13 protein-coding genes are annotated in these 18666 nt (G+C 42.0%); 2 read left to right on the top strand and 11 right to left on the bottom strand.

Going from position 1 to position 18666, the window contains the following annotated elements; genetic code table 11:
* Positions 1-4: 4 nt before the first annotated feature.
* From GD631_RS12555 to GD631_RS12525, 7 genes are all read right to left on the bottom strand, one after another.
* Complete coding sequence (locus tag GD631_RS12555; RefSeq protein WP_143257303.1) at positions 5-1969, bottom strand: outer membrane protein assembly factor BamB family protein; 1965 nt, start codon at positions 1967-1969, stop codon at positions 5-7.
* Between the two features lie 27 nt (positions 1970-1996).
* Positions 1997-3388: a RagB/SusD family nutrient uptake outer membrane protein gene (locus tag GD631_RS12550; RefSeq protein WP_143257302.1), complete on the bottom strand. Its 1392-nt coding sequence runs from the start codon at positions 3386-3388 to the stop codon at positions 1997-1999.
* A 23-nt stretch (positions 3389-3411) separates the two neighbouring features.
* The gene (locus GD631_RS12545; RefSeq protein WP_143257301.1) at positions 3412-6855 is read right to left on the bottom strand and encodes a TonB-dependent receptor; all 3444 of its coding nucleotides are present in this window, start codon (positions 6853-6855) and stop codon (positions 3412-3414) included.
* Between the two features lie 208 nt (positions 6856-7063).
* A complete protein-coding gene (locus GD631_RS12540) occupies positions 7064-8053 on the bottom strand; it encodes a FecR family protein (RefSeq protein ID WP_185911458.1) in 990 nt (329 codons plus the stop codon).
* Between the two features lie 86 nt (positions 8054-8139).
* Positions 8140-8742, bottom strand: coding sequence for an RNA polymerase sigma-70 factor (locus tag GD631_RS12535; RefSeq protein WP_143257299.1), 603 nt, complete (start codon positions 8740-8742; stop codon positions 8140-8142).
* A gap of 149 nt (positions 8743-8891) precedes the next feature.
* Positions 8892-10946: a protein-disulfide reductase DsbD family protein gene (locus tag GD631_RS12530; protein WP_185911457.1), complete on the bottom strand. Its 2055-nt coding sequence runs from the start codon at positions 10944-10946 to the stop codon at positions 8892-8894.
* Positions 10947-10961: 15 nt separating this feature from the next.
* Positions 10962-11261 carry a Dabb family protein gene (locus tag GD631_RS12525; RefSeq protein WP_008021731.1) on the bottom strand — a complete coding sequence of 100 codons (300 nt, stop codon included), beginning with the start codon at positions 11259-11261 and terminating at the stop codon, positions 10962-10964.
* 107 nt (positions 11262-11368) lie between these two features.
* On the opposite strand from GD631_RS12525, the gene udk reads away from it, so the two are divergent.
* Complete coding sequence (udk, locus tag GD631_RS12520; RefSeq protein ID WP_032811829.1) at positions 11369-11980, top strand: uridine kinase; 612 nt, start codon at positions 11369-11371, stop codon at positions 11978-11980.
* 44 nt (positions 11981-12024) lie between these two features.
* Entirely contained in the window at positions 12025-13416 is a 1392-nt protein-coding gene (locus GD631_RS12515) for an MltF family protein (RefSeq protein ID WP_143257297.1), read from the top strand.
* A gap of 57 nt (positions 13417-13473) precedes the next feature.
* Here GD631_RS12515 and GD631_RS12510 read toward each other — a convergent pair whose 3' ends face one another.
* From GD631_RS12510 to metH, 4 genes are all read right to left on the bottom strand, one after another.
* Positions 13474-15027 carry a sodium:solute symporter family protein gene (locus tag GD631_RS12510; RefSeq protein WP_143257296.1) on the bottom strand — a complete coding sequence of 518 codons (1554 nt, stop codon included), beginning with the start codon at positions 15025-15027 and terminating at the stop codon, positions 13474-13476.
* Entirely contained in the window at positions 15024-15149 is a 126-nt protein-coding gene (locus tag GD631_RS22345; protein WP_004296931.1) for a symporter small accessory protein, read from the bottom strand. The genes GD631_RS12510 and GD631_RS22345 overlap by 4 nt, the downstream gene beginning before the upstream one ends.
* A gap of 68 nt (positions 15150-15217) precedes the next feature.
* Positions 15218-15820 (bottom strand): nitroreductase family protein, encoded by a 603-nt coding sequence (locus GD631_RS12505; protein ID WP_143257295.1) that lies wholly within the window; start codon positions 15818-15820, stop codon positions 15218-15220.
* Positions 15821-15832: 12 nt separating this feature from the next.
* Positions 15833-18580 (bottom strand): methionine synthase, encoded by a 2748-nt coding sequence (gene metH / locus GD631_RS12500; RefSeq protein ID WP_143257294.1) that lies wholly within the window; start codon positions 18578-18580, stop codon positions 15833-15835.
* Between the last annotated feature and the right edge of the window lie 86 nt (positions 18581-18666).

The following is an 18666-nucleotide window of genomic DNA, read 5'->3' as shown; positions in this document are numbered from 1 at the left end:
TCACTTACTTTTGACGGTTTGTACCTTGAATATCACCCCCACGAATACTCCAAGAGTCTGTCTCCAAAGTCTTATTGACAGCAAACGCTTTGACAGCACCGATATTACCAGATCCGATCGTACCACAATAAAGCCGTTTGTCCGGACCAATAGTAACAGCTGCCATGACTTGTTGTCCTACAGTCTCTTCAAAGACGATGTTTCCATTAGTGGTATCAAGTCCCAATACTTTGTTATTCGATTGAGTACCTATATAAAGAATACCATCCGTACTCAAGGCACCTCCACTGTAATTCAAATTGTTGCCTACATTTTTCTCCCAGATTTTAGCCCCGCCGGCATTCACAGCATGAACTGTTTGCGATCCTTTCTCCGTAAAATAGATATTACCATTTTTATCTACAATCGGGAAATAGGCATCTCCTTTCGTGGTCGGATATGTCCATTTCTTTGTCCCGTTTGTCATATCGACAGCAACAAGTCCGCCTCCTTTCAACGTCGCATAAAGCATCTGATCTTTCAAAGCAAACGTAGCCTGTTCTGTCACATTTACTTCTTCCAATTTCCATATCTGATCCTTATTCGGTTTAAAAGCATAAATAGCAGCACTTGTACCCGCATAAACATTTCCGGCTTTATCAATAGCTACCGCACTACCTATTGCTCCGTCAAGGGATTGTTGCCATTTTATAACGCCACTGGATGCATCGAGAGCATACAACGTACTCTTATTGGTAAGACAATAGAGAACACCATCGACAGACAATGCAGGAAAAGCACCTACCGCAGCATCCAATTTAGCCGCCCACTTTTGAGTCCCGTTCGGATTTATTGCATATACATTATTAATAGTAGCATTTTTTACACACTGGTATATGGTACCATCAGGAGCCACCAACGCACCTCCACCATACGTTATCTTACTGATAGCAAACACCCATTTGAATTCACCGCTCACTACATCAATAGCAAATAAATGCCCTGCAGGAGTAGATGTTGGGATGTACATTGTTTTTCCATCCGGAGAGAACACCGGATTGGAAGTCTTTACATATCCGGTAAGTCCGCCAAAGTTCAAATCGACAGAATTCCATTTATAATTGCCGACTGTAACAGCCAGACTACCCGACTCGGTCGTGTTATTTACATAAGTCACCGTAACAGCTACTGTATAAGTTCCGGTAGTAGCAAATGCATGTACAGGGTTGTTTTCTCCTGATGTCGTACCATCACCAAAATCCCAGCTTACCGATTTCACTTCACCTGCCATAAAATACATATCGTTATAAGCAAAGGCGCAAGGTTCCCACACGACCAGTTCCGTATTGGCAAGAATAGGATAGATCAATCCCGGAGTAGCTGAAGTTTCCACCGGAATAGAATTGCCTGTGGGATAGACACAGACTATATTGAACGTATATTCCTGATCGTTAGTCAGCCCGTCAACAATGTATTCTTCCAATGAAGTATCATCCAGATTGATAATCTGATTGCCCGGATTAACAGTAACCTGATAACGGGTAAAACGTTCACTGGCAGGTTTTGTCCATCTCAAACGTACTCTTTCATTGCCGGCTGCTGCCGTCAGACCAGAAATCGGGTATCTTGCATTCTTCGGCGTACAGGCAGCGGTCGTTTTACTGGCCAGTCCTCCTGTATAACGAGGCTGTACAGAAAAAGTGTAAGCAACATCATTCACCAGATTATTGATTGTGGCAGTCATTGTTTTTGCATCCACAGTCATCTCACCTCCTTCCGCATCTGACGATCCGGAAGTCCAAAGAATCAAATATTCATTAGGCCGGGCATTTTCGTATGCCTCCCAAGAAAGAGTCACATTCATATCTCCGGCTGTTGCCGCCAGTGACTTCAGTTCATATAAATCGAAACTCGCTTTTGGCAGATCTTCTTCACAAGCAGTAAAAACTACTGTAAGAATAAACAACAAGCTATATATTATTTTTTTCATTGTCTGAATTCTTTTAGTTTAACCCTATTAATATCCCGTATTCTGCCACAACAATTCTGTGTTGTTTATTCTTTCCAATTCCGTTTTGGGAATAGGATACAGGAACTGGTAATCCTGAATAATATGTCCTTCTGCTTTCATGGCCTCCTTAGCACCTCCCATACGTACCAAATCAAACCAACGCTGTCCCTCATAAGGAAATTCCTGTTGACGTTCCAGCATAATCGCATTACGGAAACTATCCTGATCGGGTAATTCCGTAATCAGAATCGGAGACAAGCCGGCACGGGTATGTACGGCATTCAAAGCAACCAGGGCTTCTGAATTCTGCAAATTACTGTAACTGATTTCATTCAAAGCTTCCGCATACATCAACAAGACATCGGCATAACGGAGAATAACCTGGTCATTACCAACAGTGTTATAAGTCGCACTCTTGACATCCTTAAATTTATTCATGACACAGACTTTATCTTCCACCTTTACATAAGTAATCAAATCTTTGCGCTTATCCCCGTCTTTATAACATTCTTTCAGCGCCTTTGTCTGATTGGTATCATCGGTCAGGTTAATGATAGAGAACCAGTATCCATGCCCTTCTCCTTCAACATCTTTATTAAAACGAACAGCAAAAATAATCTCATCATTCATTTTATTATTTACATCAAAAACCTGGTCCGGAGTAGTCATCAAAGAATACTTACCTATTAATTGAGATAATACATTGCGAGCTTCCGTCCATTTATGGAAGGTGAGGTAAATCTTGCCAAGCAGTGCCATTGCAGCACCGGAAGTCACTCGTCCCATATCCGTACTTGTATAAGAAGACGGCAACATACTTTCATTAATAACCTGATTCAAATCACCGACAAGGAAATCATAAACCTGTTGGTCTGAACTACGCCCGATTTTTAGAGCTTCGGCCACTGTCACTACTTTATTAGTCATCGGTATTCCTCCCCACAGACGGTACATATTAAAATAGGTAAGTGCACGAATGAAAAGGGCTTCTCCTTTATATTGTTTTTTCAGAGTAGCGTCAAAGTTGGCTTCATCAATCCTATCTAATATAAGATTACAACGATAGACTCCGTTATTAAAATTCGCCCAAGCATCTTCCAGAATGCCGTTAGAAGCTTTATCTGCAAACTGATCAATATCATAACGGTCCTGCGTTCCGGCAGTAGGTGCGCTCAATGTCAAATTATCACTCCGATATTCGCAACACTCCGTAAAATAAGAAACCTGCGTCTGCAATTTAGAGTAACATCCCATCACAGCTACATTAAAATCGTCTGCTGTCTTATATACCTTATCGGTAGGCACACTGCTACTTGGTTCCAAATCGAAGAAACTATCTGTACAGGCAACTGATAAAAAAGCAGCTGACAAGAATAGTATTAGTTTATATTTTTTCATACAACGTGTATTTTAAAGGATGATTAAAGAGTTATATTCAATCCGAATAAGAATGTTTTAGCCAATGGATAAGTTCCATAGTCCTCACCCGGTGAAAGAGAATTAGTCGGCCGGGCATTCACTTCCGGATTATATCCGCTATAATTAGTTGAAGTCCAGAGATTTTGTCCGGAAACGTATACTCTCAACTTTTCTACAAAAAAGCGCTGGGTCAGATTCTTCGGCAAAGTATATCCCAGTGTCACATTCTGCAACCGTAGATAAGAACCATCTTCCAAATGCCAGGTTGACGTACGTCCATTATAACCTTTTGATTTACGATTGGCACGATTCACCTGACCGTTTCCCGGATCTTCCGGACTCTTCCAACGATTCAAGGCGATGGTAGTACCATTGGTATTGCCTTCCAGATTATCAATGTATCGGCGATTCAAGTTCAGAATCTCATTACCATATACTCCCTGGAAATTAAAATCAAGATCAAATCCCTTAAACCATACTTTTCCACCGAATCCATAGGTGAAATCAGGCATATAGTTACCTACTATCGTACGGTCTTTATCCAAGTCCATTACACCGTCTCCATCTACATCCACAAACCGGAAATCTCCAGGTTTGGTATTGCTGAAATGAGGATACTTCTTCAATTCTTCTTCATTGGAGAAAATGCCATCCTGCACCAACAGATAATAACAACCGATAGGTTCACCAACTTTCGTTATGTAATACGCATGATCTACACTACCGGTAGATATGATAGGAGCATTACCCGGCCCCAGTGCTTTTACTTCATTTGTATTCGTAGCATAATTGGCATTGAATGAATAACCGAAATCTTTCGTTATATTCTTCTGTGAGGTCAATGCGATTTCCCATCCCCGATTGTTTACTTTACCGATATTCATCAATGCAGTGCTATATCCGGTCAGATGAGGAACAGGTACGTTCAACAACATATTAGAAGTGTTGGTATTATAATAATCCACAGTCAGCCCCAACAATCCTTTGAACATTTGTAAGTCGATACCCACATTCACCATCGCATTCTTTTCCCAACTCAAATCCTCATTCTTTATGGTACTAGGCTTATATCCATTCACCAACTGGCCATTACCTGTACCGAGTATATAGTTATCGGAAGCCATCAGAGACAGGTGGTCATAATTACCAATCTGGAAATTGCCGGTAACTCCATAACTGGCTCTAAGCTTCAAGTCATCGACAAACGACAGAAATTTTGCTTTCGTGAAAAAGTCTTCTCCACTTATTCTCCACGCAAAAGAAGCAGAAGGGAAATATCCCCAGCGGTTGTTTTTTCCGAAACGGGAAGAACCGTCCGCACGGATCGCTGCAGAAGCCATATACTTACCTTTATAACTATACTGTATACGCGCCAGATAAGAAGCAATTGTCCACTGTGTTTTATCAGATGAACCTTTCGTTACCGTACCTCCGGAAATTGTTTGTATGTAGTCATTCGGGAAATCGGTAGCCGTCACATTATCCCCTTTATATGTTTCTTTTTGAGCCGATTGCACTAAAACGACATTGATAGAATGAGCATCTTTGATTGTCGTATTATAATTGATTTTATTCTCAACCAACCAGTTGAAGTAAAAACCGGATGAACTGTATGCAGTAGGATTCGACTTCACATCATAATATTTCTGTCCCAATAACGGAAGTTCCGATGAACGGTATTGATCGTTATGCGAACCATAATAATCACCACCAAAAGAAATGTTATAGGTTAGTCCTTTATATAACTCCAATTCCGCAAAGACTTTTCCTACAATAGCCATACGGTCTACAACATCCGATTGCAGGTTTGCCATGGCTACCGGATTTAATACGGCATTGTGCTGATAGTCATTTCCAATTCTCCAATATCCGTTTCCCTGATAATTATAACTTCCGTCCGCATTATACACCGGCCATACCGGAGGCATCATCAAGGCCGATTGCACAATACCATTGGACCCGGAAGCATCTACCCGGTTGGAAGTAGAATAAGAAGGAGAAAAATTCAGACCAAATTTCAGCCTTTTATATTTCCCGTCCAAATTCATACGCATACTATATTTCTTAAAATCGGAATTAATGATAATACCTTCTTTATCATAATAGTTGGCTGAAATAAAATAACCAACTGTTTTTCCTCTGCCGGAAATAGAAAGATTGTGGCTGGTAGTAGCCGCAGTACGAAAAATAGCATCTTGCCAATCCGTATCGGTCAGTCCCTTGTCCCCATTCAGATAAGGAAAAAGTTCGGTGGGGATACGTTCCCATGAGTTAGGACGCATTCCATTCGGATCATCCGGTGATCCACCGGGATTGGCATCCAGATAGGCGTTATCATGCCCATCTTTTGCAAATTCGGCAAACTGATATGCATTCATCATTGAAAGTTTCTTCGAAACACTCTGGATACCATAATATCCATCATACTGCACTTTCATCTTCTCCGACTGCCCTTGTTTGGTCGTAATAATAATTACACCATTCGATCCACGACTACCATAAATAGCTGCCGAAGAAGCATCTTTCAAAACTTCTACAGATTCAACATCATTATTATTCAAATTAGCAAACCCACGTTCCACCGGTACACCATCGATAATATAGAGAGGATCACTACCTGCATTCACTGTGCTGATACCACGAACACGGATACTTACGCTTCCTTCCGGATCACCACTAGGCTGCGTCACCTGTACTCCCGGCATTTTTCCTGCCAACGCCTGACGAAAATCGGAAGCGGAAACTTCTGCTATTTGTTCGGCTTTCACGGAAGAAATAGAAGTAGAAACATCGCTTTTTCTCTGAACGCCATAGCCTACCACGACTACTTCATCGATCATCTTACTATCTTCCACCAACGTGATTTTTGCCGTATTCTTATCTTTTGCAGGGATATTCACTGTTTTATATCCGATATAAGAAATAGTCAGTGTGGCAGATTCCGGTACATTCATGATTGAATAACGCCCGTCAATATCGGTAATGGTACCACTGCCTTCCCCTTTAATCTGAACACTGGCACCAATCACCGGTTCTCCTTTATCATCTGCAACAATTCCTTGGATAGTGCGTGTACGTTGAGCTGTTTCTTCCTTTTTAAGCGGCTGTTTGCTGACAGCAATTGTATGATCAGTCCTATTGAAATAAAGTTTGGCCTGGGTAGTTATCTCCCCCAGAATCTGTTTTAATGAAGCATTTTTAATGTCGAAAGAAACTCTCGGAGCTTTGTTCACTGTCTCCTGGTCATAGAGAAATTTAAAATTAGTCTGTTTGCTGATTTTATTGAAAACACTTTCTACCGGCTCATTTTGCACGCGAAGCGTTATATCATGCTCTTTCAATGTTTGGGCAGCAGCCGGAACAATTAAAATGAAGGTGAATAGTAAAAAAGCTAAAAACGAATAGCTATTTTTACTTATCCCTTTACAAATAAGAAGATTATTCATAAATTTGTGCGTTTTAGTAATTGACTAAAGTTATTAAAAACGAGCAATGCGCGATACGTTATTCATTTGGGTCGAAGCTTATGAATATCCGTCCGGATTGCGGATAGGAGCATTCCTTTGGAGTGCTTCTATCATTTTAGGGAGGTTCATGAAGGGGCTGTTTTCATCTATTATTCTTTTAAAGGTTGAACATTATCTATTCTTCATCTCATTCTTTATAAAGAAGGACATTAATGCCTTCTTTCTTATATTTGATATCACCGCTGATAAATTCGATGGATTTAAGCACGGCCTCCAGACTCTTATTATCGTGCTCACCGGTAATCAAGTTGTTGAAATCCTGACCGGGAGCAAAAGTAATCCGGCAATTATATACACGTTCCAGTTCTTTTGCCACATCCCGAATCGGTGTACTGTAGAAACGTAAACCTCCTTTCATCCAGACGGCCACTCCCCTATCTTCTGTTTTCTTGCTATATTCTCCGGAAACTGTATTGATAAGCACCTGTTCTTTTGCAATCAGCCTCATCATCGCTTCCGGCAAATCAACCTGCACCTTACCACTCTCCACACTCACAGATACAATTTCATCCGTTGAATAAGATTTAACGTCAAACCGGGTACCTAACACCTGAACATCCAGCCGCTTCGTCTTTACAATAAATGGCATCTTTTCATTACGAGCAACACGGAAATATCCCTCACCTTCAAGTTCTATTTCACGGCTATCTCCCACAAAACGATCCGGATAACGCACTTGAGAACAAGAATTCAATACCAAAAGAGTTCCATCCGGCAAAGTCACTTGTCTTTTCTCACCAAAAGAAGTGGTAACTTCGGCAAGTGTGACTTGCAGTTCATTCATATACCGAAAAAAGTTGACACTCCCTATTATAATGACTATGACAGCCGCCGTACTAACCGCCACCACAGACACCCGGCGGAACCAGGTACGTTTTTTGTGTTCAATACGTTTCAATAATTGACGTGCCTCTCTCTTATATTTTTCCCGTTCCAAATCAGTAGCTGGCTGCAAGTTTCCGGATTCTTCCCAAACCTCTGCTGCCAGTTCATCCAATAAATCTTGGTTTTCTGTATCTTTTATACTTTGCAAAAATTGCGAAGCCTCTTCCCGGGTATAAAAATCATCCAAGTAACGATGCAATTTATCTTTTTCTGTTTTAGTATCTTTCATCACGCATTCAAAATAAGGATATTAATTTCCTTCCCTTTGTATAAGTAATACACAAAAGTAAGAAAGAACTAGGGTGTGATTAACATTTATTATAAATTCAAACAAAATAGAATCAAAAGTATATCAGCCGATGTACTTGAATATTTAGTCAGATAAGAGCGAATCACTTTCAGAGAGACTGAAATATGCTCCTGTACAGTATGAACAGAGACACCCAATGCTTCGGCTATTTCTTTATGAGACATCTGTAGCTCACGGCTCATTTTGAACACTTCCCGTTGACGGGGTGTCAATTGTTCCAATGCACGGTCAATAATCTCTTTCAAATCATTGAGCAAAATATGGTTATTGGTTTCGTTAGTTGAATCGATCGCTTGAGAAAGAATCTGTTCTTTCAGCTGATCTTCATTAGCCATGTCACGCAACTGATTCAGAATACGATTACGTACGATGGTATAAAGGTAGGAAGAAAAAGAGGCTTCGGGATTGATGAAACGACGAGTTTGCCAGACTACCGTAAATGCATCCTGAAAAATATCTTCAGCAAATTCACGCGATTTGACGAACTTCAGGGCGAAGTAGAGCAAACGATTCTTGTAAGCGGCATAAAGTTCGCAAAAGGCCTCTTCATCTCCGTCTATCAGACGGAGAACCAATTCCCGTTCATTTACAAGAGTGTCTGTTGCGTACATATTTTCTTTATTTTTGGGCACAAAGGTATTGTTATGATGTTACAAACGTATGTATTTTTTCTGAAATAAAAAAATAAAAGCGATCTCACCGAAAAGATGAGACCGCTTTTATTTCATTTATCATTCAAGACAGTGCCTTATCAAAGATATTAATTTTTCTCTTTCTTATAATTCTCCAAGCCGGTCTGCAAGAATTCGATATACTTAGGAATATCTTCATTATAAGCATACGACTTATTCAACGGCTTGCCCTGATTGTCCAGCAATACATAGAAAGGCTGGGCGTTGGCTCCGAATTTCACACGTTGCAGATAGCTCCATTTATCGCCGACAGTACGCAAAGTACGTTCTGTTCCATTCTCGATTATCTTTACGGGTTCTGTCAACGGAGTCTTATTATCCACATAGAGAGTAATCAGTACGTAATCGTTATTAATCAAATCACTCACTTTCGGATCAGTCCACACTGCTGCTTCCATCTTACGACAGTTTACGCAACCATATCCGGTAAAATCGAGCATGACGGGCTTTCCGTTCAGACGGGCATATTCCATTCCTAAATCATAATCATCGAATTTCGCATGTACCTCATTCTTATACAAATTGAAGTCTTGCGTCTGCATAGGTGGAGCAAATGCAGATACGGCCTTTAATGGTGCTCCCCACAAACCGGGAACCATATATACGGCGAACGCAAAAGAAATTAATGCCATAAAGAAGCGGGTGACTCCCACCTTATTATCATCGTCATCATGCGGAAACTTGATCTTACCCAACAGATAGAATCCAAGCAAAGCAAAGATTACAATCCACAGAGCCAGGAATGTTTCGCGGTCAAGCAGTCTCCAACCGTAAGCCAAATCAGCTACCGACAAGAATTTAAGCGCAAACGCCAATTCGAGGAAACCCAGCGTTACTTTGATTACATTCATCCATCCGCCGGACTTTGGCATAGATTTCAGCCAAGACGGGAACAGGGCGAAAAGTGTAAATGGCAATGCCAAAGCAATGGCAAATCCCAACATACCGATTGCCGGAGCAACCACACTTCCTGTGGTAGATACCTGTACCAGCAGGAACCCGATAATCGGCCCCGTACAAGAGAAAGATACCAGTGAAAGCGTGAAAGCCATCAGGAAAATACTCAGTAATCCAGTCGTAGATTCCGCTTTGCTATCTACTGCGTTTCCCCACTTCGAAGGTAGTCTGATTTCAAACGCTCCAAAGAATGAAGCGGCAAAAATCACCAGCATCAGGAAGAAGAGAATGTTGAAAATAGCATTAGTAGACAAAGCGTTTAATGCGCTGGCACCGAAAATCAACGTGATGGCCAAACCTAATGCTACATAAATCACGACGATAGATGCACCATACGTCCACGCATCACGAATTCCTTTCTTTTTGTCTTTACTACGTTTCAGAAAAAAGCTGACTGTCATCGGAATAATCGGCCACACACAAGGAGTGAACAAAGCCAATAACCCTCCAAGGAACCCTGTAATGAATATATATATCCAGGACATATCCTCCTGACCGTGCTCTTCTCCTAATGCTTGCAGATCACTGATAACGGGTTTCCAAAGTTCACTGGAAGCAACTGCCGGCTGAATATCCGTGACAGCTTCCGTTGTAGTTGCAGGAACCAACTCCATCATAGCAGAAGAGTCTTTCGCGACAACAGGAGTCGCAGCTTCTTTTTCCGCTACCTTTTGCTTCGGTTGTTCTGTTTTCGCTGCGGCAGCATTTCCGGCTTTCGCTACTCCCGAAAACTTGAATGGCACTTGAGTAGGAGGCAGACAACTCTCGTCATCACAAGCTCCATATTCCAGATAACCTTCTATCTCGTAAGCTCCACCCGTAAATTTCACTTTCTGCACAAACTTTGCTGTATTCTCGAAATAACGTACCTTCATTTCGAACAATTTATCGAAAGTAGATACTTCTTTGCCCACAGGCTTCAGTTTACCAACAAGCTCGACACCCGATTTATTATCAACATTAAATGTTGCAGAAATAGGACCGCCATCTCCCAGGTCGGTAGAATAAACATGCCAACCATTATCAATGGCAGCTGTAAACACCACCTCTGCCTCCGTATCGGAGAGAGAGGTCAGCTCTGTTTTAAACTTTACCGGATCTTTGATCTGCGCTTGCAATGCATATACAACAAAGCTTAAAAGCAGGAAAGAGATTATTTTTCTCATCTTTATTTTTTAGGTTTATAATTCATAGTCTACACATGCACGACTTTCCTTCGTTTCAGCCAGAATCTTGCCGGCAGCTACATGGTCGGGATGTGTTGCGTAGTATTTCACATCTTCTAGTGTATCAAACTCACTGTAAAGCGCAATATTCCATGTTTCACCAGGATTCATATTCAATCCGACTTCCACTTTGCGAATGACAGAAATTTTAGCAGGAAGAGCTTCTATCGCTTCCTTGAATTTAGTCATGACTACCAGTTTCTCTTCAGCAGGAACTTCGTCTTTTAACTTAAATAATACAATGTGTTTTACCATTACGTTGTTATTTTAATGAATTGTTTCTATATTTGTCATGTTAATGCAATATTGCATTAATAGTAATGCAAAAATACTCTATTTGGTTCAAATATACATTTAAAGAGATGTTAATTATAGGAATAGCAGGCGGAACGGGCTCCGGAAAGACCACCGTCGTACGGAAAATTATAGAAAGCCTCCCCGCAGGAGAAGTAGTACTCTTACCACAGGATTCATACTACAAAGACAGTAGTCATGTCCCGGTTGAAGAACGCCAGAATATCAATTTTGACCATCCCGATGCTTTTGAATGGAGTCTACTTTCCAAACATGTCATGATGCTGAAAGATGGAAATAGCATCGAACAGCCTACCTATTCTTATCTCACTTGTACGCGCCAGCCCGAAACGATTCATATCGAACCTCGTGAAGTGGTTATCATTGAAGGAATCCTTGCCTTATGTGATAAAAAGCTGCGCAATATGATGGACCTCAAAATTTTTGTAGATGCCGATCCCGACGAACGCCTGATACGTGTTATCCAAAGAGATGTTATTGAACGCGGACGTACTGCCGAAGCTGTAATGGAACGCTATACACGGGTTTTAAAGCCTATGCACCTGCAATTTATCGAACCTTGCAAACGATATGCCGACCTCATTGTACCGGAAGGCGGCAGTAATAAGGTAGCTATCGATATACTGACTATGTACATCAAGAAACACTTGAAAAGTTGAGAGTGGAGAATGGAGAGTTGAGAGTTAAAAGCAAAATGTCAGGTATGAATGTCAAGACACTGATTATCCCTTTATTCCTTGTATTGCTCTGTTGTGTGTTCGGATGCCGGAACAAGCAACATAATACAACGGATGAATCCACACGTGATCTTCCACAAATAAAAGATAGTGGAGAACTGGTTGTATTGACATTATATAGCTCTACTTCCTATTTTATTTACCGGGGACAAGAAATGGGATTCCAGTATGAACTTAGCGAGCAGTTTGCCAAAAGTCTGGGATTAAAGCTTAGAATTGAAGTAGCCAACAGTGTTGACGAAATGATCCAAAAATTACTGGCAGGTGAAGGAGATATGATTGCCTATAATCTGCCTATCACCAAAGAATGGAAAGACAGTCTTCTTTATTGTGGTGAAGATGTCATCACTCATCAGGTGATTGTTCAGCAAGGAAGAGGAAAACAGAAACCATTAGAAGACGTAACCGAACTGGTAGGAAAAGATATATATGTAAAGCCGGGAAAATATTATGACCGCCTCGTCAATCTGAACAGCGAATTAGGAGGCGGCATCCGGATTCATGAAGTAACCAATGACAGTACAACCATTGAAGATCTGATAACACAAGTGGCGCAAGGAAAAATTCCGTATACGGTGGCCGACAACGATTTAGCAAAACTGAATAAGACCTATTATCCTAATTTAAATATCGATCTGTCTATCAGTTTCGATCAACGGTCTTCATGGGCAGTGCGAAAAGACAGTCCCGAACTGGCAGCCGCCGCTACTAAATGGCATCAGGAAAATATGACTTCTCCTGCCTACACTGCCAGTATGAAACGTTATTTTGAGAATAGTAAAATGATGCCCCACTCTCCTATCCTTTCATTGAAAGAGGGAAAAATATCTCATTATGATGATTTATTCAGAAAGTATTCCAAAGATATCGGATGGGATTGGCGTATGCTGGCGTCACTGGCCTATACGGAATCTAATTTCGATACCACAGCTGTTTCCTGGGCTGGTGCCAAAGGACTGATGCAGTTAATGCCCGCCACCGCCCGGGCAATGGGAGTACCTCCCGGCAAGGAGCAGAATCCGGAGGAAAGTGTGAAAGCGGCTATTAAATATATCGCCGCCACCGACCGCAGTTTCAGTATGATTCCCGACAAACAGGAACGACTCAACTTCATTCTGGCATCTTATAATGCCGGCTTGGGACATATATACGATGCCATGGCACTAGCCGAAAAATACGGGAAGAACAAACTGGTATGGAAAGATAATGTAGAAAACTTCATCCTGCTCAAAAGCAATGAAGAATACTTTACCGATCCTGTCTGCAAAAACGGATATTTCCGTGGTATTGAGACTTACAATTTCGTCCGTGATATCATGTCGCGCTACGAATCCTACAAGAAGAAAATAAAAGCATGAGATAAGTATTAAATATTATGCCATGCGAATAAGCATACCAAAGGCTACGGTTAATACTTAATACTTATTTTTACAGGTCATTAAGCTGATTATGATGATAGCCAATACAGATAATGGTAAGGCAAACAATATAGGGTCAATCACCGGAAAAGGATAAGTGGTAATCAACACATCCCGTCCAAATAATGCTTTGCAGATACCCAATGCCGCAGATTCTTTCTGATGAAGAAACACAAGAGCAAACAGGCTACCGATTGTTCCGACCCAAAGACTTGCCATGACACCTTGCTTAGTAGCTTTCTTCCAATATAATGCACAGAAATAGGACGGAAGGAAAGCTGCCGCACAAATCCCCATAAAAATAGAAGTTCCACGGGCAATAATATCATGAGGCAACATATAACAGATTATGTAGCTGACCAGGATAGAAAACAATACTCCCAGACGAATCACATTGGTTAGTTTATTCCGCGAACGGGGTTTATAAGTTCCATAAATATCAGAACCTACCGAAGCCCCCATCGTATGAAACTGTGAGCTTAGTGTAGACATACTGGCTGAAAGGATGCACAACATAAAGAGTGCGGCAAACCAGTCGGGCATCGCTTTATTAATAAAATATGGAATAATCTTATCGATATCCTGCACTACTTCGGTAGCAACCGCTCCTTCTGTTTTCAGGAAGAAAAGGTTACTCAAAGCTCCGGCATGATAGATAGCTCCTACTGTTATAATCAAAAAGAAACAACCGATAAATACACCGCGATTTAATTGTTTGCCACTCTCGACAGTCATAAAACGAACCACCAGCTGGGGTTGCGCAAGACATCCGATTCCTACTCCCAAAATAAGGGAAGTTACAAGTGAATACCATTGCGGTGAACCTGTAACAGGCATTGTAGTCCATCCCTGATGTCCTAATGCTTTGAATTTTTCCGGGACTAACGGAGCAATGGCAGTCAACTCTTTATTCGCTTCAGTAAAACCCATACCGAGCACCTGGTATAGAGAGAATAATAGAAACAGCATACAAGCAAACATGATAACTGCCTGTAAAGCATCTGTATACATGACTCCTTTCATACCGCCTGCAATAACATAAGCGGCAATGACCAATGTAAATATCAACAAAGAGATATTGAAATCAATCTGAAAAATCTGTTCGATAAATACAGCTCCCCCTTTCATCACGACTGCTGCATAAAGTGGCATTCCGACAAAAATAACAGCAGCAACAAATACCTGTATATTACGGGAACGGAAATGACGGCCTAATAATTGGGGGAAAGTGCTCACATTCAGCTTTGCTCCCATACGCCGGGTGCGCAAACCGAAAAAGATGAAAGCAATGACAACTCCGATAAACATATTCAGGAAACAGAGCCATTGAATCCCCATTCCGAAAGCCGCCGCCACTCCTCCAAAACCTACAATAGCCGATGCGGAGATAAACGTAGCACCGTAAGAAAGTGCCATAACAATAGGATTCATCTGACGTCCGCCTACCAGATAGTCGCTGGTGTTCGTTGTTTTCTTATATCCCAGAAAGCCGAGGTAAGCTAGTGACAGGAGATATCCTATCACAATCAAGCCGAGTGTAAATGTATTCATCGAGTTTCGTCTTTTTCGTCGTCCTTATTCCAATACTTCAGCCCAAACCAGGCAGCAAAGATCACACATACCACCGAAAGAAGGTAAGGCAGAATTATAAAAGGGTCGTCTATTCCAAACATTTGCGTATCAGATTTTAATTAGCGTTGCAAATGTAAGGAAATTATTGAAAAGACAAAACTTTTGCTTACTAATACTGATTATAATGTATCTTTTTCTCGTCAAATTTCTGTTTCGGGTTCTCTTTTGTAGCCGGGTAGCCGAAAGGAATGACACAAAGCGGAAGAATGTTATCAGGTAGATTAGTATATTTGCGTACTACTTGCATACGGTCTTCATAAGGATAGGCAGCTGTCCATACAGCCCCCAGTCCCAGACTTTCGGCAGCCAGCAGAATATTTTGCGCTGCTGCTGAACAATCCAAATACCAATAAGACGAACGTACAGAATCTCCGCAAACGATGATAGCGTTACGGGCCTGGGTTAACATCTTTGCATAAGGAAGCGCAGCAGCCATTGAATCCAGTTTGGCACGATCGGATACTACTATAAACTCCCAAGGACGGACATCTTTGCCCGAAGGTGCAGCCATTCCGGCACGAAGCATCAAGTCTATTTTCTCTTTCTCCACTCCCTTATTCAGATAAGCACGCACACTTTTACGCGCGAAGATATTATCCAAAGCAGCATTTCCGATTCCGGACGTTCCTTTTTCTTCTTTGGCAGAAGAACATGCACTCATAGCAACAACTATTGCCGCAATCAGACATAAAAAAGAGAAAATCTTTTTCATTAGTGATACTATTTAAAACAGATTCAACTTATTTTTCTGCGCCTCTTCCAATGAAACAGTTTCACGTTTCAGCAGACCGCTTTTTTCACGAAGTGCCTCGTATTCGCTATTCAGTTCATTCACCAATTCAGCTTTCAACTGTGGATTCAACAATTTAGAAGCAACACTTGCATTCTGAGAAGCATCTTTCAGATGTACCACCGGAGCGTGATAGACAGGAGCAATCTTCAATGCCGTATGCATTTTCGATGTAGTAGCCCCACCAATCAGAAGAGGAATATCCAGTCCTGCTTTTTCGAGTTCCAAAGCCACATGCGCCATTTCTTCCAAAGAGGGAGTAATCAAGCCACTCAATCCGATCATATCCACTTTTTCTTCAACAGCACGCTGCACAATGGTTTCCGCCGGCACCATCACTCCCAAGTCTACAATATCATAACCATTGCAAGCCATCACTACCGCTACAATATTTTTTCCGATATCGTGCACATCTCCCTTTACAGTTGCCAGCAACACTTTTCCAGCCGCAGCGCTTCCTTCCACTTTTTCCGATTCGATAATCGGTTGCAGGATAGCTACGGCTTTTTTCATCGTACGGGCAGTCTTCACAACCTGGGGAAGAAACATTTTACCGGCACCAAACAACTCGCCTACATAATTCATTCCATCCATCAACGGCCCTTCAATCACATCAACTGCTTTATCATAAAGCGGCAATGCTTCCGCCAAATCCTGTTCAAGGAAATCTCCAATTCCTTTCATCAAGGCATATTTCAAGCGTTCCTGAACGGATTCTTCTCTCCACGCATCTTGTTTGACGGCTGGTTGTCCGGCAGTTCCGCTCATAGTTGCTTTCAGAGACTCCGCCAATTCTATCAGACGTTCCGCTGCGTCCGGACGACGATTCAAGACGACATCTTCTATCTTTTCCAATACATCGGTCGGAATATCACTATATAACACGGAAGTACCCGGATTCACAATCCCCATGTCCATTCCTTGCTGAATGGCATGATAAAGGAATACAGCGTGCATCGCCTCACGGATATAATTGTTGCCACGGAAAGAGAAAGAAAGATTACTGACTCCTCCGCTAATATGAGCACCCGGAAGGTTCTTTTTGATCCATGCAGTAGCTTCAATAAAATCTACAGCATAGTTATTATGTTCTTCAATCCCTGTGGCTACGGCAAGTACGTTGGGGTCAAAAATAATATCATGAGGATTAAAGCCTACTTTATCTACCAAAAGACGGTAAGCCCGTTCGCAAACCTCTATCTTACGAGCGGCTGTATCTGCCTGACCTTTCTCGTCAAAAGCCATTACGACGGCTGCAGCTCCATATTGACGGATGATACGGGCATGTTCGAGGAAAACCTCCTCACCTTCTTTCAGAGAAATGGAGTTAACGATTGACTTTCCTTGCAGACATTTCAAGCCGGCTTCAATCACTTCCCATTTGGAAGAGTCAATCATTACCGGAACACGGGCTATTTCCGGTTCGGACATGATAAGATTCAGGAAAGTAGTCATCTCTGTTTTTGCGTCCAACAGTCCGTCGTCCATATTGACGTCAATCACCAAGGCACCGTCTTCCACTTGTTGACGGGCGATGGAGAGGGCTTCATCATATTTCTTTTCGTTTACCAGACGGAGAAACTTACGAGAACCGGCTACGTTGCAACGTTCACCGACATTTACAAAGTTAATTTCCGGTTTGACTTCCAATAGTTCAAGTCCGGAAAGCCACATACAATCCGGCGCAAGAGCAGGGACGTGTGGTTTAGCACCCTTCACGAGGGCGGGATATTCGGCAATATAGGCATCTGTCGTTCCACAACAGCCACCAATGATATTGATTAGTCCTTCTTCGATATATTCTCTCACTTCGTGAGCCATATCGGCAGGTGTCTGGTCATACTTACCTAGGCTATTCGGTAATCCGGCATTCGGATAGGCACTAATATAATAAGGTGCACGAGCTGCCAGTTGTTCCAAGAATGGTTTCAACTGACGGGCACCGAATGAACAGTTCAAGCCGACAGAAAAGATATTGGCATGTTGCACAGAAGCAAGAAATGCGTCCAATGTCTGACCGGACAATGTTCGTCCGCCAATATCAGACACCGTTACAGATAACATGACAGGGACTTCGACACCCATTGCTTTCATTGCCTGTTCGGCTGCAAAAATAGCAGCTTTGGCATTCAGGGTATCAAAGATTGTTTCGATCAGAATGGCGTCTACGCCACCTTCAAGCATTGCTTCCATCTGTTGCTGATAGGATGCAGCCAGTTCGTCGTAACTCAAAGCACGATAAGCCGGATTGTTCACGTCCGGGCTCATAGAGCAGGTCTTATTGGTTGGGCCTACAGAGCCGGCTACAAAACGCGGTTTATCGGGATTCTTTGCAGTATACTCGTCGGCAAGGTCACGGGCTAGTTTTACGGCAGCCAGATTCATCTCACGCACGTATTCTTCTACGTGATAATCAGCCATAGAAACTGTAGTCGAACTGAATGTATTGGTCTCGATGATATCCGCGCCTGCTTCCAGGTATTTACGATGAATATCCTGAATCACGTCGGGACGTGTGAGACACAATAAGTCGTTATTCCCTTTCAACTGTCCGGGAATATGCGCAAACCGTTCACCACGAAAATCTTCTTCCTTGAGGTTATATTGTTGAATCATTGTCCCCATTGCTCCATCCAGAATAAGGATGCGCTCGGATACAACTTGAGAAATTGTCTTTTTCATTACCCTATCACATTAATACCTAATTACCGACTCTGCCATCTTCTGCCAGACTCTTCGCAGTCCGGCGTTATCTTATTGCGGTTTAC

It is taken from the genome of Bacteroides luhongzhouii (assembly GCF_009193295.2).
GTDB classification, from domain to species: Bacteria; Bacteroidota; Bacteroidia; order Bacteroidales; family Bacteroidaceae; genus Bacteroides; species Bacteroides luhongzhouii.
The sequence above is the reverse complement of the archived record's forward strand: the minus strand, read 5'-3'. Positions and strand labels throughout refer to the sequence as shown.